The organism is Pseudomonas sp. EL_65y_Pfl1_R83, assembly GCF_963970695.1.
GTDB classification, from domain to species: domain Bacteria; phylum Pseudomonadota; class Gammaproteobacteria; order Pseudomonadales; family Pseudomonadaceae; genus Aquipseudomonas; species Aquipseudomonas tritici.
Genome location: NZ_CAXAQI010000015.1, coordinates 1 through 17232, shown reverse-complemented (window position 1 = coordinate 17232; position 17232 = coordinate 1). Strand labels below are relative to the sequence as shown.

Below are 17232 nucleotides of genomic sequence, written 5' to 3'. Positions count from 1 at the left end.
CCGTTTCAAGCCCGGTGCTTTAAGCGCCGGGCTTTTTCATTTTTTCAGGCGGTGCACGCGAATGTTCAGACCGTTATCGATTTTCATCGGCACGCGCTATACCCGCGCCAAGCGCCGCAACCGTTTTGTATCGTTTATCTCGATGACCTCGATGATCGGCCTCGCCTTGGGCGTATTGGCGATGATCGTGGTGCTGTCGGTGATGAACGGCTTCCAGCGCGAAATGAGCTCGCGCATTCTCGGCATGGTGCCCCACGCCACCATCGTCGGCGTGAACCCGATTGACGATTGGCAGCCCGTGGCTGCCGCCGCGATGAAGAATCCGGAAGTGACTGCCGCAGTACCTTTCACACAGATGGACGGCATGTTTTCCTACAAGGGCGCGATGCAGCCGATCGAGATCAGCGGCGTCGACCCGGCGCAGGAAGGCAAGGTGTCGATCGTGGCCCAGCACATCGTGCGCGGCAAACTGGATGACCTGAAACCCGGCGAGTTCGGCGTGGTAGTCGGCGAAATCACTGCCCGGCGTTTTCGCCTGAATGTGGGGGACAAGCTGACCCTGATCGTGCCGGAAATCAGCACCGCACCGGGAGGGATCACCCCGCGCATGCAGCGCTTGAACGTGGTCGGGATCTTCAAGGTTGGCGCCGAGCTGGATGGTTCGATGGCCTTGATCCACATGGCCGACGCGGCCGAGATACAGCATTGGCAGCCGAACCAGGTGCAAAGCGTGCGCCTGGCGGTGAAAGACCTGTATGCGGCGCCCAAGGTCTCGGCGGATATCGCCGCCAGCCTGGGCGCGGCCTATAAGCCTGATGATTGGACGCACACTCAAGGCAGCCTGTTCAGCGCAATGAAAATGGAAAAGACCATGATCGGCCTGCTGTTGCTGATGATCGTCGCTGTGGCGGCGTTCAACATCATTGCTACCTTGATCATGGTAGTGAACGACAAAGGCGCAGACATTGCGATCCTGCGCACCATCGGCGCCACGCCACGGCAGATCATGGCGATCTTCATGGTGCAGGGCACGGTGATCGGTATCGTCGGCACCTTGATCGGTGGTGTGCTTGGCGTGATAGCGGCGCTGAACGTGAGTGAGCTGGTGGCTTGGGTGGAGCGAGTCACCGGGCAGCACATCTTCAGTTCGGATGTGTACTTTGTCAGCAACCTGCCTTCGGAGCTGCAAGGTGGGGATGTGGTGCTGATCTGCGCGGCGGGGTTTGTGTTGAGCTTTTTGGCGACGCTGTACCCGGCGTATCGGGCGGCGAAGATAGAGCCGGCGCATGCCCTCAGGTATTCGTAGGATGTAAGACCGCTTTCGCGAGCAAGCCCGCTCCCACATTTTGACCGCATTTCACAGGATGTACTCGGTCGAATGTGGGAGCGGGCTTGCTCGCGAAAGGGCTGGCCCAGCTTGCATCAACCCTCCATGGGCAACTCAATTACAAACCGCGTCAACCCCACTTCAGACTCACAAAAAATCCTCCCCCCATGCGCCCGCACAATCGACTGGGTAATCGCCAACCCCAGCCCCGCGTGCTCGCTGCTGCCCTCGTGCCGCGCTGGATCAGCCCGATAGAAGCGGTCAAACAACTTCGGTAACAGCTCGGGTGGAATGCCTTCCCCTGTGTTCTCAACCGTCAACCTCACGCCATCCGTCATCTGCACCCTTACTTCGCCGCCCGCTGGCGTAAACCGCAGCGCGTTATCCAGCAAGTTCGACAGGGCCCGGCGCAACATGCTGCGATCACCCAGCGTATGGGCAGTACCTTCGCGAATCAGGCTGACTTGGGCGTCTTCCGCCAGCAACGCGAAAAACTCAAGCAAAGCATCCACTTCATCAGCCAGCGCCAAAGGCACACGCTTAGGCATGAGCAAACCATGGTCTGCCTTGGCCAGGTAAAGCATGTCGTTGACCAACTGCGCCATCCATTGCAGCTCTTCCAGGTTGCTGTGCAGCGCTTCGCGGTAATCCTCCAGCGGGCGTGGCTGGGTCAGGATCACTTGGGTATGGGTCAGCAGGTTCGACAGCGGCGTGCGCAGTTCATGGGCGATATCGGCGGAGAACGCTGAGAGGCGCTGGAACGCATCGTCCAGGCGACCCAGCATGGCGTTGAAGGCCTGGGCCAGCTCGGCCAGTTCCACCGGCATGTGTTTCTGAGGCAGGCGTTGGGTCAGGGAGTGCGCGGACACACTGGCAGCCACTTCACCCATGCGTCGCAACGGCCGCAACCCACTGCGCGCGGCCCAGGCGCCGAGCAGGGCGGTGGCCAGGGCCGACAGGCCGACGGTGAGCCAGATCAGGTGCTGCATGCGCTGCAGGAAATGTTGGTGGTGGGTGATGTCGAGCATCAGCGTCAGTTGGGGTGAGTCGGGTTGGTTTGCCCTCAGCGGCGCGTTGTACACCCGATAGTCGGTGCCGGCATTTTGCAGGCTGTGCAGGCCGGGTGCGTCTGGCAAGTTCACGCTTGGCGCATCGTCCAGCCAGCGGTGGCCGGCGGCGGTGATGCGCAGCCTGAGCTCGGGTTGGCGATTGAGTTCGGCGCGCAGTTGCGCTTCACGTCTGGCGAATGCACCTGGCGAATCGACACCCTGCAAGGTGCTGCGCAGCGCCACCAGTTGGCTGTCGAGCTGTTGCTGGTCCAACTCAATGAAGTGCGCCTCGCTGGCGTGGTTGAACAGCACGCCGGCGATCAACGACACCACTGCGGTGCAGGCGGCAAACAGCAGCGCCAGGCGGCTGGCCAGGGACAGGCGCTTGATCAATTGACGCGCTCCTCCAGCACGTAACCCATGCCGCGTACGGTGTGGATCAGTTTAGTAGGGAAGTTATCGTCGACTTTCAGGCGCAAGCGGCGGATCGCGACTTCGATGATGTTGGTGTCGCTGTCGAAGTTCATGTCCCAGACCTGGGAGGCGATCAGCGATTTGGGCAGCACTTCGCCCTGGCGGCGCAGCAGCAATTCCAGCAGGGAGAATTCCTTGGCGGTCAGGTCGATACGCTGGCCGTCCCGTTCGACGCGGCGGCGGATCAGGTCCAGGCGCAGGTCGGCCAGGTGCAGTGCGGTTTCCTGAGGCGAGCTGCTGCCACGGCGCAACAGGCTGCGTACGCGGGCCAGCAGTTCGGAAAAGGCGAAGGGTTTGACCAGGTAATCGTCTGCGCCCAGTTCAAGACCGTGCACACGGTCTTCCACCGCGTCGCGCGCGGTGAGGAACAGCACCGGGATGTCCAGGCCTGCACTGCGCACGGCTTGGAGGATTTGCCAGCCATCACGGCCGGGCAGCATCACGTCGAGGATCAGCAAGTCGTAGTCCCCGGTCAGTGCCAGGTGCTGGCCGCTGGTACCGTCGGCCACCAATTCGGTTGTAAAGCCCGCCTCGGCCAGTCCCTGGCGCAGATAATGGCCGGTTTTGGGTTGGTCTTCGACGATCAGCAGTTTCATGGGCGGCTCTTGGCAACGGTTCACGACGGCTTTATACCTTGGGTGCCAGGGCAGGGGGCTAAGCTGACAAAGTTGTAATCTAGCAGTCAGCTGGCTGGCAGCGACGTTATCTTAGAGTGCTGCCCAAGCGCGTTACACATTTTTGGAGAATAGACATGGCGTTACGTACACCCCTGTTGTTGGCGGGTTGCCTGCTGGCGTTGAGTTTCGATGCGGTGGCTGATGCGGCGCACGCCTATGCGTTCGGCCAGGCAGCCCCGGCGAGCAAAGCCACGCGCACCGTGAAAGTGACGCTGCAGGACATTTCCTTTTCGCCCAAGTCCCTGGACGTAAAAGCTGGTGAGACGGTGCGCTTTGTACTGGTCAACAAGGGCCGGTTGCTCCACGAATTCAACCTGGGTGACGCGGCCATGCATGCCGAGCACCAGAAGGAAATGTTACAGATGCAGGCCAGTGGCATGCTCACCGCCACCGGTATGGGCGAAATGGACCACAGCGCCATGGGCCATGGCGCGATGAAGCACGATGATCCCAATAGCGTATTGGTCGAGCCTGGTAAAACTGCCGAGCTGACCTGGACTTTTACAAAGGCCACGGGCCTGGAGTTTGCCTGCAATCTTCCGGGGCATTACCAGGCGGGCATGGTCGGCAAGCTTAACGTCAACTAATTCGCAGATGGCGTCTTGAAGCGAGCCTGGTGAAGCGCTTGCCTGAGCTTTGCGTAGCAGCTGTCGAGCCTTGGCGAGGCTGCGTTTGCAGAGTGTCAGGCGCACCGCTGACGCAGCCTCGCCGAGACTCGACAGCTGCTACTGGGTGGGGCGGCGCTGTGTTTCTTAAGGGTAGTAGCAAAGGCTGGTAGACTGGCGCGGTTTATTTAGCCAGGTTTCCGCCATGCATCCCGCAGCCGAACATTCGCCGCTGGGCAAGTCCAGTGAATACATCTCCACCTACACCCCTTCGTTGCTGTTCCCGATCCCGCGTGCCGCCAAATGGGCCGAGCTGGGCCTGAGCGCCGAGACCTTGCCTTACAAGGGCGTGGATTTCTGGAACTGCTTCGAACTGTCCTGGCTGCTGCCGTCGGGTAAGCCGGTGGTGGCTATCGGTGAATTCAGTATCCCGGCCGACTCGCCGAACATCATCGAGTCCAAGTCGTTCAAGCTGTACCTCAACTCGCTGAACCAGACCGCGTTTGCCGATACGACCAGTCTTGAGGCGACTCTGCGTACCGACCTAAGCGCCGCTGCCGGCAAACCGGTGAGCGTGCGCATCCGCAGCCTGGCCGAGATTGAGGCCGAAGGCGTGATGGCGTTGCCCGGCGTGTGCATTGATGAGCTGGATATCAACGTCAGCAGCTACGAGCATCCGCGCCCGGAATTACTGCGTTGCGATGAATCGCGCATCGTGGAGGAGAGCGTGCACAGCCACCTGCTCAAATCCAACTGCCCGGTGACCAGCCAGCCGGACTGGGGCAGTGTGGTGGTGGAGTACCGTGGCTCGGCGCTGGATCACGCCAGTCTGCTGGAATACCTCGTGAGCTTTCGCCAGCACTCGGACTTTCACGAGCAGTGTGTAGAGCGCATTTTTCTCGACCTGCAGCGTTTGCTCAAGCCTGAGAAGTTGACGGTATATGCGCGGTATGTGCGGCGTGGCGGGTTGGATATCAACCCGTATCGCAGCACGGAGGAGGTGGCGTTCCAGAACGTGCGCCTGGCCCGTCAGTAGCCTTCATATAAAGCCAATGTGGGAGCTGGCTTGCCTGCGATGGCGGTGTATCAGTCGACTGAATAATGACTGAAAGATCGCTATCGCAAGCCAGCTCCCCCATTGGGTTCTGCGTTTGGCTTGGGGCAGGAATCAGATCCCGATGTTGCCCAAAGTGACCATGATGTTGCGCAAAGTCCCGGAAATGACCGGGTGTTCGGCGTCGAACTCGATAGCAGCTTGATTCACATCGTCAGAAATACTGGGTGTCTGGGTGGCCGGTTCCAGTTCAAGTTGTAATTCGAACTTGGCAATCAAGGCCTCCAGCGCTTCACGTTTCTCTTCCGACAGCGGCGGTTCCTGTTCCAACTGCCCGCGCAGGATCTCGACCTGTTCTTCCAGTTTTTTGCGATCAGGCATGACATGTTTCCTTTTATCGATAGGCACTGGCATAGACCGCGGCACGCCGAGAAAGGTCTACGGGCTGACCTGTAGATTAATCCACCGGCGGCGACTGTGCATGATCCGTGTCAGGGCTTTTCGCCTTTGAGCTGGCGCAGGCTGATGTCGGCCAGGCAGGTGCCGAGTTCGCCCAGGTGATCAATGACCGAGTGCACGCCCAACCCGTACAGGGCGACGGTGGCCTTGCCGCGCTTGTGTTCGCGCTCCTGTTCGGTCAGCGCTTGCCATTGTTCGGGTGCCATGCCGCACAGCGAGCCGCAGGAGGCCAGGCCGATGGTCCACAACCCGGCATTGAGCCCGGATTGCAATAGGCGCGGTTCGCCGCTGACCAACACGCAGCCTCCCAGGCGTTCGATGTTCAGCGCCATCAAGGCTTGCCAGCAGGCATGCGGCGCCGGCCAGCGGATCGAGGAAGGTGGCGTCGCCTTGACCCAGTCTGGCAGCGTGACGGCCAGGGGCGTAGTGACAGAGGGAGGGAGTTCATCCAGCCAGGCGCAGGGGACGCCTTGCTCCTTGAGGCTGCGCAGGATTTTCAGCGAGCCAAGTGTGGCTTGGGAATCGGGGGCGGTCGAATCGGTGCGCGCCCGGGAACCGAAGTCCACCAGGCAGCCACTCAAGCCAAACAAAACGGCAGTCAAGGCGGGAGCACTGGCGATGGCTATTTCGGCGTGAGGCATGTCGACATCCCTGAAATAGCTCTGACGCTATCGAGGCTAGATGACAAGTCGATGACAAGATTGTTAATTGTAGGAATTTTGTCCATTTTGCGTGCGACAGCTTCCCGGAAGCTGCCTAATTGGACACTTCCGTCATATACTGAGCGCCTTATTCAGGGCATAGCGCCCATGACAGACCATTCAAGGAGCAAAAGCTATGCGCTGGAGCCACTACTTCGCTCAGCTGTCGGTGTGTGCCACTGTCTTGCTGGCCCCGTTCGCCGCACACGCAGCGTCGGAAGATGATCCATGGGAAAGCGTCAACCGCCCGATCTTCACCTTCAACGACACCGTTGATACCTATGCCCTCAAGCCATTGGCCCAAGGCTATGAGTGGATTACCCCGCAATTTGTCGAAGACGGTATCCACAACTTCTTCCGCAACATCGGCGATGTCGGCAACCTGGCCAACAACGTGCTGCAGCTCAAGCCTCACAATGCCGGGGTCGACACTGCCCGTTTGCTGGTCAACACCACCTTCGGCGTGCTCGGCTTTATTGACGTGGGCACCAAAATGGGGCTGCAACGCAGCGATGAAGACTTCGGCCAGACCCTCGGCTACTGGGGTGTTGGCAGCGGTCCATACGTGATGATCCCGCTGCTGGGCCCAAGCACACTGCGCGATGCGCCGTCCAAGTACGTGGACAGCTACACGCAGCCGTACCGCTACATGGATGATGTTTCCCTGCGCAACAGTGTCATGGGGCTGGGCATTGTTGACGCCCGCGCCAGTTTGCTCGACAGCGAAAAACTGATCACAGGTGACAAGTACACCTTCATCCGCAACGCCTACCTGCAGAACCGCGAGTTCAAGGTCAAGGATGGCAAGGTTGTCGACGACTTCTAAGCTGTGACGTTTTGAAATGAAAAAGGCGACCCCAGCGGTCGCCTTTTTTGTGCGCGTCTTTCAGCGCATCTTCAGGATTTTGAGGCCAAGGTGCTGGTCTTCCCCTTTGGCTTTGGCCCACACCACCTCGGTGTCCGCCTCCAGTCCTTTCAGTGCGGCGTGCTCCGAATCGATGCGCACCGTCAGCAGGTCGCCGACGTTGAACTCGCGAGTTGCCTTTACCTGCATACCAGAGCTGGAAAGGTCCACGCAAACCCCGGCAATCTCTTGCCCCGCGTGGATCAGAGACACATCGGCATCCACACGCATGCGGATGAAATCGCGTTTTTCAGCGTAGTCGCGCTCATGCTCGCTCATAGGTTTCATCCTTACTTTGTGTTGTGGTCGTGCCTGTTCTTATAACTCCCGGTGATTTGCGGTGTAAAGACGTCCGGCGACCATCGGCATGAGCTTGAAACCCCTGTCGGATGGGAGTACCGTCTGCGCCTTAGAAGGGCACCTCTGCTTTACCTTTGTGCATGGGCAAAATCCCAATGCTTTGTAGGACAGAGAGGCTAGAAAGCGAATCCAGTACGTGAGCCCGGCCATTGCCGAGCCGCCTACGCCAACCTAATTCTGGCGCCGTTTGCCCACATGCAAAAAACCAGTGCCACGCTGCTGATAATCGATGACGACGAAGTAGTGCGCGCGAGCCTCGCGGCCTATTTGGAAGACAGTGGCTTCAGCGTCCTGCAGGCCAGTAATGGCCAACAGGGTCTCCAGGTATTCGAGCGCGACCAGCCCGACCTCGTGATCTGCGATCTGCGCATGCCCCAGATGGGCGGCCTCGAGCTGATTCGGCAGGTGACTGAGCTCGCCCCGCAGACGCCGGTGATTGTCGTGTCCGGCGCCGGCGTGATGAATGATGCCGTCGAAGCCCTGCGCCTGGGTGCTGCCGACTACCTGATCAAGCCCCTTGAAGACCTGGCGGTGCTGGAGCACTCGGTGCGCCGTGCCCTGGATCGTGCACGCCTTCTGGTAGAAAACCAGCGCTACCGTGAAAAGCTCGAAACCGCCAACCGCGAACTCGAAGCCAGCCTTAACCTGCTTCAGGAAGACCAGAACGCCGGTCGCCAAGTGCAGATGAACATGCTGCCAGTCAGCCCCTGGACCATCGACGAATTCCAGTTTGCACACCAGATCATCCCTTCGCTGTACCTGTCGGGTGATTTTGTCGATTACTTCCGCGTTGACGAGCGGCGTGTCGCGTTCTACCTGGCCGACGTCTCCGGCCATGGTGCTTCCTCGGCTTTTGTCACCGTATTGTTGAAGTTCATGACCACACGGCTGCTGTTCGAATCCAAACGCAATGGCACCTTGCCGGAGTTCACCCCTTCCGCGGTGCTGGGCCACATAAACCGGGGCTTGATCAGCTGCAAGCTGGGCAAGCACGTGACGATGGTCGGCGGTGTTATTGACGAAGAAACCGGTCTTTTGACCTACAGCATCGGCGGCCACCTGCCGATGCCAGTGTTATACACTCCAGACAGTGTGCGTTACCTGGAAGGGCGTGGTCTGCCCGTAGGCTTATTCAATGAAGCCACCTACGAAGACCACATCCTGGAACTGCCGCCGACGTTCAGCCTTACGCTGATGTCCGACGGCATCCTGGACCTCCTTCCAGAGCCTACACTCAAAGAGAAAGAAGCCGCCTTGCCCCAAAAGGTCAAGTCGGCGGGCGGCAGCCTGGATGGCCTGCGGCAGGTTTTTGGATTGGCCACGCTAGGGGAGATGCCGGATGATATCGCCCTATTGGTGTTGAGCAGGAATCTTTGATGAGTACCGGAAGAATCCAATTCGCCGAGCAAGATGGGACCTTCGTCCTGAAATTTGTCGGTGAAGTGCGCCTGACCTTGTGTTCGGCGCTGGATGCGACGATTGAGCGGATCTTCACAGCATTGAATTTCTCGGCGATCGTGATCGATCTGACCGAAACCCGCAGCATCGATAGCACCACCCTTGGGCTGTTGGCCAAGTTGTCCATTCTGTCTCGGCAGAAGGTCGGCCTGTTGCCTACGGTCGTCACCACCCATGAAGACATTACCCGGCTGCTGCAGTCCATGGGCTTCGACCAGGTGTTCAACATCGTTGATCGCCCGATCCCCTGCCCGGAATGCCTGACTGACCTGCCGTCGCAGGACCAGTCCGAGGAAGTGGTGCGTTTGAAGGTGCTGGAGGCACACAAGATCCTGATGGGCCTCAACGAGTCCAATCGCGAAGCCTTTCACGACCTCGTGAATGCCCTGGAACGCCACTGATCCCCAACTGCTGAAACACAGTTGAGCCGAGGCCGGCTTGAGCCCGTGGGCACAAAAAAGGGCGGTACCCGCGAAGGTACCGCCCTTTTTGCAACTGCCCGCCTTACAACTTGGCAGTCAGCAGCGCCTCCAGCTTCTCCTGATCTCGCGCAAACTGACGAATCCCTTCAGCCAACTTCTCAGTCGCCATCGCATCCTCGTTGGACTCCCAACGGAACTGCGCTTCAGTCAAATGCACCCGGGCTTCACCGGCATGGCCTGGCGACAGCTTACGCGCCAGCGTGCCCTCATCCGCCGCCAGCTTCTCCAGCAGATCCGGGCTGATGGTCAGGCGATCACACCCAGCCAACTCTTCAATCTGGCTCAGGTTACGGAAGCTCGCACCCATCACCACAGTCTTGTAGCCATTGGCCTTGTAATAGTTGTAGATACGTGTCACCGACTGCACGCCTGGGTCTTCGGCGCCGGTGTAGTCGTTGCCGTTGGCCTTCTTGTACCAGTCGTAGATACGGCCCACGAACGGCGAAATCAGGAACACACCAGCCTCTGCGCACGCCACGGCCTGGGCGAACGAGAACAGCAGGGTCAGGTTGGTCTGGATGCCTTCTTTTTCCAGCTGTTCGGCGGCGCGGATGCCTTCCCAAGTGGAAGCGATCTTGATCAGTACGCGGTCGCGGCCAACGCCGGCTTTGTCGTACAGGTCGATCAGACGGTGCGCACGCTTGAGTACGGCGTCAGTGTCGAACGACAGACGGGCATCCACCTCGGTGGAAATGCGGCCCGGTACTACTTTGAGGATCTCTTGACCCACCGCCACCGCAAAACGGTCACTGGCCAGGCCCACGTCGCCGTTGCAGTCCTTGACGCACTCATCCAGCAGCTTGGCATAGCCTGGGATCGAGGCGGCCTTGAGCAGCAGGGAAGGGTTGGTGGTGGCGTCTTGCGGTTTGAGCTTGGCGAGGGTGGAGAAATCGCCGGTATCGGCTACGACGGTGGTGAATTGCTTGAGTTGTTCCAGCTTGGAAGTCATGGGCGTGCTCTGTCCTATGGGTCTGATGACATTACCCGAGCGCCGGCAGGCGCTCAAGGGCGCAAATGCGTTCGATCGTTTGCGAGGGCAACAACCTGAAAACAGCCGTTTGAATGGCAGGTCTGGCTGCTAAATAGGAGGCCAAAACGGCCAGCAGGTTCAACCGAAGTAGCGCATGAACACCACGATAAAATGTCGGAGCCGGCTTGCCTGCGATAGCGGCACCACAGCCGCCGATATTTACCAGAGGTAAGCTAATCCAACTGTGGGAGAGGGCTTGCTCGCGAAAGCGTCAGTCCAGTCACCTCCTGCCCCGACTGACACACCCTCATCACCGTCCTTCCAACAGCTCTCCTGCCTGATCCAGCAACGCCAACGGATCACTCGCCTTATGAATATCCACCGACAGCAACTGCCTGAACCTGCGAGCCCCCGGGAAACCCGTCCCCAGCCCCAACACGTGCCGAGTAATGTGATGCATCGTGCCCCCCGCAGCCAAATGCTCAGCAATATAAGGCCGCAACTGCGCCAACGCCTCAGCCCTACTGATCACCGGCTGCGCGCTGCCAAACAATTGCTGATCCACCTCCGCCAGCAAATAAGGATTGTGATAAGCCTCCCGCCCCAGCATCACGCCATCAAACGTCTGCAAATGCTCATGGCACTGTTCCAACGTCTTGATTCCGCCGTTGAGAATAATCTCCAACTCCGGAAAGTCCCGTTTCAACTGCGCCGCTACGTCATAGCGCAACGGCGGAATGTCGCGATTCTCTTTCGGCGACAACCCCTCCAGAATCGCAATCCGCGCATGCACGGTAAAACTGGTGCAGCCCGCCTCTTTCACCTGGCCGACGAAATCACACAGCTCGGCATAACTGTCCCGTCCGTTGATCCCGATGCGGTGCTTCACCGTTACCGGGATCGACACCGCATCGCGCATTGCCTTCACGCAATCGGCTACCAGGGCAGGGTGCGCCATCAGAATTGCGCCGATCATATTGTTCTGCACCCGGTCGCTGGGGCAGCCGACGTTCAGGTTTACTTCGTCATACCCCGCAGCCTCGGCCATGCGCGCACACGCCGCCAGATCGGCAGGCACGCTGCCACCCAATTGCAGCGCAAGCGGGTGCTCGGCTTCGTTGTGACGCAGGAAGCGCTCGTGATCGCCGTGCAGGATCGCGCCGGTGGTGACCATTTCTGTGTAGAGCAGCGCGTGTTTGGAGAGCAGGCGCAGGAAGTACCGGCAATGGTGGTCCGTCCAATCCATCATGGGAGCGACGGAGAAGCGGCGGGAGAGGGGAGCTGTTTGTAGGGGCATTGGGGATCTGAGTCAACGAGGCGAATGGGGCGCAGTTTATCAGGGATGGGTCTAGGGTGTGGGAGGGGCTTGTGCGCTTCTCACCACCTCGCGTTGCACATTGCTTCGTGTGAAATGTGTCGGGATCGGAGGGAGGCCAGTACGTTAGATAACGTGGTCTGACCCCGATATCTGGCAGCAGTCGACCCATAGCTGTCATTAAATTGAGGTAACGAAGCGGGTTTCGAGACCTACACTTACTGGCGGTAGCGCATTAATCAATACGACGGCGTCGTCGCCCTGGTTAAGGTAGATCAATGAGTCACCGGTCTCGAACGTAACTCTGAATCCGGCCAGCCAAGGCTCTTGCCCGTTGAAAGAGTCAAGAATCCCCTCAACTGCGCAAATTTTTGTGTTCTCGAGGTGGGTTGCTGATAGACCTGCAAGTAGGTTTTCCCTCTTCCAGGAGCAGGTCACGTTCGACTCTATCTCGAAGGAAGCCGGCGTATCAGAAGACAACAAGTCGGCGCCTACTCTCTCGCCATCACTCAAGAGATACATGGATACAACTTCTCGCTCGCCAAAACGCCACTCTAGAGAACCTATGTCTCCCAGATCTTTCTCGTCGTTGAAATAGTACTGATCGTGCAGCAGCACACTAAGCCGCTTTCCCAAAAGCGAACGTGCGTTTTGCAGGTCTAGGGCAGCTCTTGTAGGGGATGGGGAGTGTCGGCTAGACATCGGGCACCTCATACAGGTGGGAAGAGAGACAGATACTACACAAACGCCATTACGTCCGCCTCTGGCCGATAGCCGTCTTCCGCTACGCCAATGGCGCGTCCTGTTCTACTCTCCGATCAGACCTCATGCCCTCCAGCTCAAGGGCATTTCGAACACTTTGGCAAGCCGAGCCAGCTTCTCGGCAGACCTGGCAGAGATAGCGAGAGGAGGCTCTTTGATCATGTAGAACAGATGATCGAGTGCGACACTCGCTTCGCCGTGTGCGATGTAGTCCAGAACGATCTCTGCCCCATTCTCAAGACCTGACTGTGCCAGTGGATGATCATCAGGCAAGGGGCCAAGCTGCGCATATTCAGCGGACATCAGTGTAGAGACCTCATCCAGCACTTCGAGGAGGTCTTCACGCAGATCGGGACTCAGCAGATTCATTTCGCCTTTATCCATGTCGTCATATGCTCAGTTTGTACCACCATTTGCCGAAGAGTCGCAGCGCTGACTCCACAGTCGATGGCTGCCCTTGGCGAGAGACTGCTCCTGGCCGATCGCGCGCACTCAATCTCGATCGCCAAGCTCTCCTGAAGCGACTTCCAGGATTGCCGCATATGCGCCTTTCTCAGGAACATAGTAGACAAATCTTTCACTGGCATCCCTTTGCACCCAAAGGCGTCCACAGTTCTGGCATTCGTAGGCAGTCGACATTCTGTGAATGTAGATGCTGGATATCCGGCCCTGCAGTTCGTCGGTAGCGCTGAGCAATGGCGTGAGCTCGCCAAATTTCTCAGCTATCGCGACCTTGTCCCCAGACTCCGCAGCCGCTACGAAAGATTTGAGCTCACCGTGCACTTCTTCCCAAAATTCATTTTCTACCTCGTCGCGAAGCAGGCTTGCCTTATAGGGCAAGCTGTCGGTCTGATCGGTAATCACATGGCCACACTTGCAACCCAGTTTGCTCATTTGCGGTTCAATACCTTGAGTTAGGCCACGTCGTTAAAGGGCGGACAATTCTTTGGCAAAACGCTCGACTTGGCTCGGGAGGACCAACAGAGAAGCATTTATTTGCCAATCGCAGCCGTCATCTGACGTTGAACCCAAGTAGACGCGCAAGAAAACAGATCCCGGAAAAGCAGGATCCAGACAGGCCGAGATCGCAAAATCCTCGCTTTCAGAAAGCCAGTCTTTCGAGACGCCTTCCTCAAGTTGCGATACCGAGGCGAAGAACCCGTCAAGTAGATGCTGGTTATCCGCAGAGGAAATCCATTCTGATGTAATTTCTGCGTGCAGATCAGTACCCGCGAGTCGAACGACAATGCAACCAGTTCGGCCGCTTGGACACGGAATGATGGTCAGTGTCAGCCCATCCTCTTGCTCTATTTCTGCTGGCATTGCTCCACCGATTTCAGGACTGAAATGCGCGATATTACTCAACCACAAGCTGAAAATTCAAAAAACGGCTTAGTACGTGCCATACAGAAGGTTAACACTTAGGCGATAGTGGATTCGATTGGGCATCGTCCACCAGACCTGGTTGTCACTCCTTACAGAAGGTCCGCTTTTGGCCGATTCCTGCCTCTCACGACGGAAAGCAACGGCCCAGCGAATCCGCACTAACGCGACATCGAAATGCCTTTGCCATCATGCCTGAATGAGTCGTCGCATAACTCAGGAGTAAGGCGACAGCCAAGGCTTGGCGCGACGTCTGGGCTGGGCCCAAAGCAGACGGTGGGCAGTCTGCTAATGCATCAGCAATGATGTACCCATCACTGTCGCGCTTACAAAATCACCTTTTATGATGATCAAGAGGTTATGTATGGCGATGGAAAGTTATACAACATACACTCAGTGATTCTCGACAGAACCGTCGCCTAATAAATATCCAGGAGCAATTATGAAACTTTTCGCGGCATTCACAATTTTGTTATTTGCATTAGTAGGATGCGCTACAACTGGGAGCCAATCGCCACAGCAAGCCGCACAATCTGCGGCAATTTTATTTGAGCAACAAAAATTCAATTTAGTTTGGGTTCCCGCAGCGAATAACGGCATTTCCGGAGCTATGGCATCCGCGCTTATCGGAAGTGCAGGTTTAGAATCTCCAATTGTTTCAAGCATCCACCAAATAATTGCCCCTGCAAGCAAAGCTGATGTTCGTGTCGCCATCTCAGGAACCAATAGTTCTTTTGCAGCCAACTCAGCTATTGCAGCCTTAAGTAACACATCAAGCATGCTCCCTAAGTTGCAACTTGCATTTATCGGCTCGACATCAGATGCCGCGGCAGTTCGCTCGGCAGTTGAAGCTAAAGGCGGTAAATTCTTACACGCAACACCAAATGGCTCCTAACTAGCGGTTTCTGCCTGTTATGATAGACGTCTGTCGGCCAAGAGCCGCCAGTCGACGTCCCTTAAATAAGCGCTAAGCAGGGTAAATTTCGCGATGAAAAGCTGGATAGCTAATACGAAAATTAATGCGCTGTTAGGGGCTAGCTCTCCAAAACCTGATGGCGTGAAGGTTAGGCGGATCCTTATAGAATACTGCGACAGGTATCAAAAGATTTACCCTTTTGAAATCTTGGAACAGCCACTTGAATTTCTCAAAAATGATGTAAATTCAGATAGTAAACATGGCGATATGCGAGCACTGCTTAGGGTTGCCGCTGAAGAGTACTGCATTAGTTTAAACGAGATAGCCGATGCTCTTCTTGACCTGATAGACATTCCTGTCCTTACTACGGACCAAGCGAAGAAGATTATCAATCACGTTTTCGAAGCTTATTCTTGCAATGAAAGCCCCGAAGATTTCATTCAAAGAGAGGATGCCTATTTGTGCAAAAATCTATTTGAGATTACCTCCAGCTAGCAAGTGCCTGAAACCTCTAGCCTTGCTCACAATGACGGCCTGACTGGCGTGACTAGATACTCGCCTCGGGACATTTTTGGGGCTTTGATGACTGGCCGCTTATGGCCCAGAGTGTGTAAAAACGCGCTGGTGCACTGTCGGCGTGCAGCGCTGACGGCTGTTAGCTGAGTAATTGCTCACAACAAGTTCTGCGGATCATCACGAGGGCCTGGGAGCCCCTAGCACCACGTCTACCTTGCTGGGTGGCCAAAATACAGACTTCTTCAGGCCGACAGCGCCTTCATTAAACCGCTGGTACCGAGAATTTTAATGACTCGTTTCAAGTTGTAGGCGAGGACGTTCAAGCTCATCTCCGCACTTACTCCGTTCAGCTTTCGTGTCAGGAAATGTGTGGCGCCCATCCATTGTTTGAGTGTCCCGAAGGGATGCTCGACCGTACGCTTGCGGACTCGCATCATCTCCGGCGCGTTGCTCAGCCTGTTCTGCATTTCCTCCAGTACAGCTTCATGCTCCCAGCGTCGAACCCGCCGTTCCGTACTCGGTGTGCACTGCGGTTTCATTGCGCAGCCTCTACATTTCGAACTCCAGTAACGGTGTAACGTCAGGCCTTTTTCAATGGTGGTATAGCGCCAGATCAGTGCTTCTCCAGCCGGGCAAATGTATTCGTTTTTTACCGCGTCATAGATGAAGGCATCGTTATTGAAACGCCCGTCCGCTCTGGCCCCAGAGGTCATCGGCTTGGGCACATAGGCAGTGATGCCTGCATCGTGACAAGCCAGGATCTCTTCGCTTTTGAAGTAACCTCGATCAGCCACTACCGACAACGTTTCTGACGCCATAGCCTCGCGGGCCTGCTTGGCCATTGAGCTGAGTTGATCGCGGTCGGAACCGACGTTAGTCACCTCATGGGCAACGATCAAATGGTGCTGGGTATCCACCGCTGTCTGCACGTTGTAACCGACGATTCCAGTGCCGCGCGTCATCATGGAACGGGCGTCTGGATCGGTCAGTGAGACCTGTTTATCAGGTGATTCGTTGAGCTGAGTTTCAATGACGTGCAACTCTTTCATCTGAGCTTTGAGCTTGTCGATTTTCTCTTGCAGACGAGCAGCCTTGGGCTGAGCGACCGAGGGTTCTTGTTGATCGGTTTCGTCGAGCGCAATCAGGTACCGATTGATACTCGATTCAATTTCTTCCATCCGCCGTTTCAGCTTGGCGCTGGTGAAATTGCGGTCGCGGTTATTGACGGCCTTGAATTTACTGCCGTCGATAGCGACCAGATTTTCTCCAAACAATCCCAACTGCTGACACAGCATAACGAACTGGCGGCAGACGCCTCGGATGGCCTTGCTGTTTTCTTTTCGGAAGTTGGCAATGGTCTTGAAGTCCGGAATCAAACGCCCGGTCAGCCACATCAATTCGACGTTACGCTGGGCTTCTCGCTCCAGGCGCCGGCTCGACTGAATTCGGTTGAGATAGCCGTAGATGTAGATCTTTAGCAGGATCGCAGGGTGATAACCAGGTCGGCCTGTATCAGCAGGAATAGCGCTATCAAACCCCAAATTGACTAAGTCGAGTTCGTCGACAAAGACGTCGACTACGCGCACCGGATTGGTATCACTGACGTAGTCGTCAAGGCTTTCGGGAAGCAGAGCGCTTTGTCCTCGATGGTCACCTTGGATGAAACGTTTCATAGGCAATTCTGCGTTATCACTGCGCATTCCACGCCATCCGGCCACCCAGTCCACCAACATCCGGCCACCCTTTCCACGCTCATCCGGCCAGGCAGTCGGAGCGCAGCGACGCAGGTTTGCATTGTTAGTCTGAAGTCCCTGTCGTCG

General features: G+C 57.0%; 20 protein-coding genes. 8 read left to right on the top strand and 12 right to left on the bottom strand.

Annotated elements, in window-relative coordinates; genetic code table 11:
• Positions 1-61: 61 nt before the first annotated feature.
• Positions 62-1306, top strand: a complete 1245-nt coding sequence (locus tag AACY08_RS20255; RefSeq protein ID WP_339414860.1) for a lipoprotein-releasing ABC transporter permease subunit — start codon at positions 62-64, stop codon at positions 1304-1306.
• Between the two features lie 116 nt (positions 1307-1422).
• Here the strand turns inward: AACY08_RS20255 and AACY08_RS20250 are convergent, their stop codons facing one another.
• Together AACY08_RS20250 and AACY08_RS20245 are read right to left on the bottom strand one after the other, a co-directional pair.
• The gene (locus AACY08_RS20250; RefSeq protein ID WP_339471139.1) at positions 1423-2769 is read right to left on the bottom strand and encodes a heavy metal sensor histidine kinase; all 1347 of its coding nucleotides are present in this window, start codon (positions 2767-2769) and stop codon (positions 1423-1425) included.
• Positions 2766-3446, bottom strand: a complete 681-nt coding sequence (locus tag AACY08_RS20245) for a heavy metal response regulator transcription factor (RefSeq protein WP_339471137.1) — start codon at positions 3444-3446, stop codon at positions 2766-2768. The genes AACY08_RS20250 and AACY08_RS20245 overlap by 4 nt, the downstream gene beginning before the upstream one ends.
• Positions 3447-3601: 155 nt before the next feature.
• On the opposite strand from AACY08_RS20245, the gene copI reads away from it, so the two are divergent.
• Both copI and queF read left to right on the top strand, forming a co-directional pair.
• Entirely contained in the window at positions 3602-4114 is a 513-nt protein-coding gene (copI, locus tag AACY08_RS20240; protein WP_339471135.1) for a copper-resistant cuproprotein CopI, read from the top strand.
• Between the two features lie 223 nt (positions 4115-4337).
• Positions 4338-5168 (top strand): NADPH-dependent 7-cyano-7-deazaguanine reductase QueF, encoded by an 831-nt coding sequence (gene queF, locus AACY08_RS20235; protein ID WP_339471133.1) that lies wholly within the window; start codon positions 4338-4340, stop codon positions 5166-5168.
• Between the two features lie 132 nt (positions 5169-5300).
• On the opposite strand, the gene AACY08_RS20230 is transcribed toward queF, so the two are convergent.
• Positions 5301-5567: a DUF4404 family protein gene (locus tag AACY08_RS20230; RefSeq protein ID WP_339414855.1), complete on the bottom strand. Its 267-nt coding sequence runs from the start codon at positions 5565-5567 to the stop codon at positions 5301-5303.
• 110 nt (positions 5568-5677) lie between these two features.
• Positions 5678-6286, bottom strand: a complete 609-nt coding sequence (locus AACY08_RS20225) for an HAD family phosphatase (RefSeq protein ID WP_339471131.1) — start codon at positions 6284-6286, stop codon at positions 5678-5680.
• A gap of 196 nt (positions 6287-6482) precedes the next feature.
• On the opposite strand from AACY08_RS20225, the gene AACY08_RS20220 reads away from it, so the two are divergent.
• Positions 6483-7172, top strand: coding sequence for an MlaA family lipoprotein (locus AACY08_RS20220; protein WP_049709410.1), 690 nt, complete (start codon positions 6483-6485; stop codon positions 7170-7172).
• A gap of 60 nt (positions 7173-7232) precedes the next feature.
• Here AACY08_RS20220 and AACY08_RS20215 read toward each other — a convergent pair whose 3' ends face one another.
• A complete protein-coding gene (locus tag AACY08_RS20215) occupies positions 7233-7529 on the bottom strand; it encodes a PilZ domain-containing protein (RefSeq protein ID WP_339414853.1) in 297 nt (98 codons plus the stop codon).
• Positions 7530-7805: 276 nt separating this feature from the next.
• Here AACY08_RS20215 and rssB point away from each other — a divergent pair, with 276 nt between their 5' ends.
• Together rssB and rssC are read left to right on the top strand one after the other, a co-directional pair.
• The gene (gene rssB / locus AACY08_RS20210; RefSeq protein ID WP_339414852.1) at positions 7806-8987 is read left to right on the top strand and encodes a two-component system response regulator RssB; all 1182 of its coding nucleotides are present in this window, start codon (positions 7806-7808) and stop codon (positions 8985-8987) included.
• Positions 8987-9469, top strand: a complete 483-nt coding sequence (gene rssC, locus AACY08_RS20205; RefSeq protein WP_029293846.1) for an anti-sigma factor antagonist RssC — start codon at positions 8987-8989, stop codon at positions 9467-9469. The genes rssB and rssC overlap by 1 nt, the downstream gene beginning before the upstream one ends.
• Before the next feature lie 103 nt (positions 9470-9572).
• Here rssC and tal read toward each other — a convergent pair whose 3' ends face one another.
• The 6 genes from tal to AACY08_RS20175 form a co-directional block, all read right to left on the bottom strand.
• Positions 9573-10499, bottom strand: coding sequence for a transaldolase (gene tal, locus AACY08_RS20200; protein WP_339414851.1), 927 nt, complete (start codon positions 10497-10499; stop codon positions 9573-9575).
• A gap of 331 nt (positions 10500-10830) precedes the next feature.
• Complete coding sequence (dusA, locus tag AACY08_RS20195) at positions 10831-11817, bottom strand: tRNA dihydrouridine(20/20a) synthase DusA (protein ID WP_339471128.1); 987 nt, start codon at positions 11815-11817, stop codon at positions 10831-10833.
• 198 nt (positions 11818-12015) lie between these two features.
• Positions 12016-12453: a hypothetical protein gene (locus AACY08_RS20190; protein WP_339471126.1), complete on the bottom strand. Its 438-nt coding sequence runs from the start codon at positions 12451-12453 to the stop codon at positions 12016-12018.
• 207 nt (positions 12454-12660) lie between these two features.
• Positions 12661-12966 carry a hypothetical protein gene (locus AACY08_RS20185; RefSeq protein WP_339471124.1) on the bottom strand — a complete coding sequence of 102 codons (306 nt, stop codon included), beginning with the start codon at positions 12964-12966 and terminating at the stop codon, positions 12661-12663.
• A 123-nt stretch (positions 12967-13089) separates the two neighbouring features.
• On the bottom strand, positions 13090-13491 hold the full coding sequence (locus AACY08_RS20180; RefSeq protein ID WP_339471122.1) for a hypothetical protein: 402 nt from the start codon (positions 13489-13491) through the stop codon (positions 13090-13092).
• Positions 13492-13524: 33 nt separating this feature from the next.
• Positions 13525-13968, bottom strand: coding sequence for a DUF6228 family protein (locus tag AACY08_RS20175; RefSeq protein WP_339471120.1), 444 nt, complete (start codon positions 13966-13968; stop codon positions 13525-13527).
• A 454-nt stretch (positions 13969-14422) separates the two neighbouring features.
• Between AACY08_RS20175 and AACY08_RS20170 the strand changes: the two genes are divergently transcribed.
• The gene (locus AACY08_RS20170) at positions 14423-14875 is read left to right on the top strand and encodes a hypothetical protein (protein ID WP_139372194.1); all 453 of its coding nucleotides are present in this window, start codon (positions 14423-14425) and stop codon (positions 14873-14875) included.
• A gap of 93 nt (positions 14876-14968) precedes the next feature.
• Positions 14969-15391 (top strand): hypothetical protein, encoded by a 423-nt coding sequence (locus AACY08_RS20165; protein ID WP_181640493.1) that lies wholly within the window; start codon positions 14969-14971, stop codon positions 15389-15391.
• Positions 15392-15654: 263 nt separating this feature from the next.
• Here the strand turns inward: AACY08_RS20165 and AACY08_RS20160 are convergent, their stop codons facing one another.
• Positions 15655-17085: an IS1182 family transposase gene (locus AACY08_RS20160; protein ID WP_339471256.1), complete on the bottom strand. Its 1431-nt coding sequence runs from the start codon at positions 17083-17085 to the stop codon at positions 15655-15657.
• Positions 17086-17232 lie beyond the last annotated feature (147 nt).

Coding starts and splice junctions, on each gene's coding strand:
- AACY08_RS20165 (WP_181640493.1), top strand. CDS start 14,969: ATGAAAAGCTGGATAGCTAATACGAAAATTAATGCGCTGTTAGGGGCT.
- AACY08_RS20255 (WP_339414860.1), top strand. CDS start 62: ATGTTCAGACCGTTATCGATTTTCATCGGCACGCGCTATACCCGCGCC.
- AACY08_RS20180 (WP_339471122.1), bottom strand. CDS start 13,491: ATGAGCAAACTGGGTTGCAAGTGTGGCCATGTGATTACCGATCAGACC.
- AACY08_RS20220 (WP_049709410.1), top strand. CDS start 6,483: ATGCGCTGGAGCCACTACTTCGCTCAGCTGTCGGTGTGTGCCACTGTC.
- queF (WP_339471133.1), top strand. CDS start 4,338: ATGCATCCCGCAGCCGAACATTCGCCGCTGGGCAAGTCCAGTGAATAC.
- AACY08_RS20160 (WP_339471256.1), bottom strand. CDS start 17,085: ATGAAACGTTTCATCCAAGGTGACCATCGAGGACAAAGCGCTCTGCTT.
- AACY08_RS20215 (WP_339414853.1), bottom strand. CDS start 7,529: ATGAGCGAGCATGAGCGCGACTACGCTGAAAAACGCGATTTCATCCGC.
- AACY08_RS20225 (WP_339471131.1), bottom strand. CDS start 6,286: ATGCCTCACGCCGAAATAGCCATCGCCAGTGCTCCCGCCTTGACTGCC.
- AACY08_RS20230 (WP_339414855.1), bottom strand. CDS start 5,567: ATGCCTGATCGCAAAAAACTGGAAGAACAGGTCGAGATCCTGCGCGGG.
- copI (WP_339471135.1), top strand. CDS start 3,602: ATGGCGTTACGTACACCCCTGTTGTTGGCGGGTTGCCTGCTGGCGTTG.
- dusA (WP_339471128.1), bottom strand. CDS start 11,817: ATGCCCCTACAAACAGCTCCCCTCTCCCGCCGCTTCTCCGTCGCTCCC.
- AACY08_RS20170 (WP_139372194.1), top strand. CDS start 14,423: ATGAAACTTTTCGCGGCATTCACAATTTTGTTATTTGCATTAGTAGGA.
- rssC (WP_029293846.1), top strand. CDS start 8,987: ATGAGTACCGGAAGAATCCAATTCGCCGAGCAAGATGGGACCTTCGTC.
- AACY08_RS20245 (WP_339471137.1), bottom strand. CDS start 3,446: ATGAAACTGCTGATCGTCGAAGACCAACCCAAAACCGGCCATTATCTG.
- tal (WP_339414851.1), bottom strand. CDS start 10,499: ATGACTTCCAAGCTGGAACAACTCAAGCAATTCACCACCGTCGTAGCC.
- AACY08_RS20185 (WP_339471124.1), bottom strand. CDS start 12,966: ATGAATCTGCTGAGTCCCGATCTGCGTGAAGACCTCCTCGAAGTGCTG.
- rssB (WP_339414852.1), top strand. CDS start 7,806: ATGCAAAAAACCAGTGCCACGCTGCTGATAATCGATGACGACGAAGTA.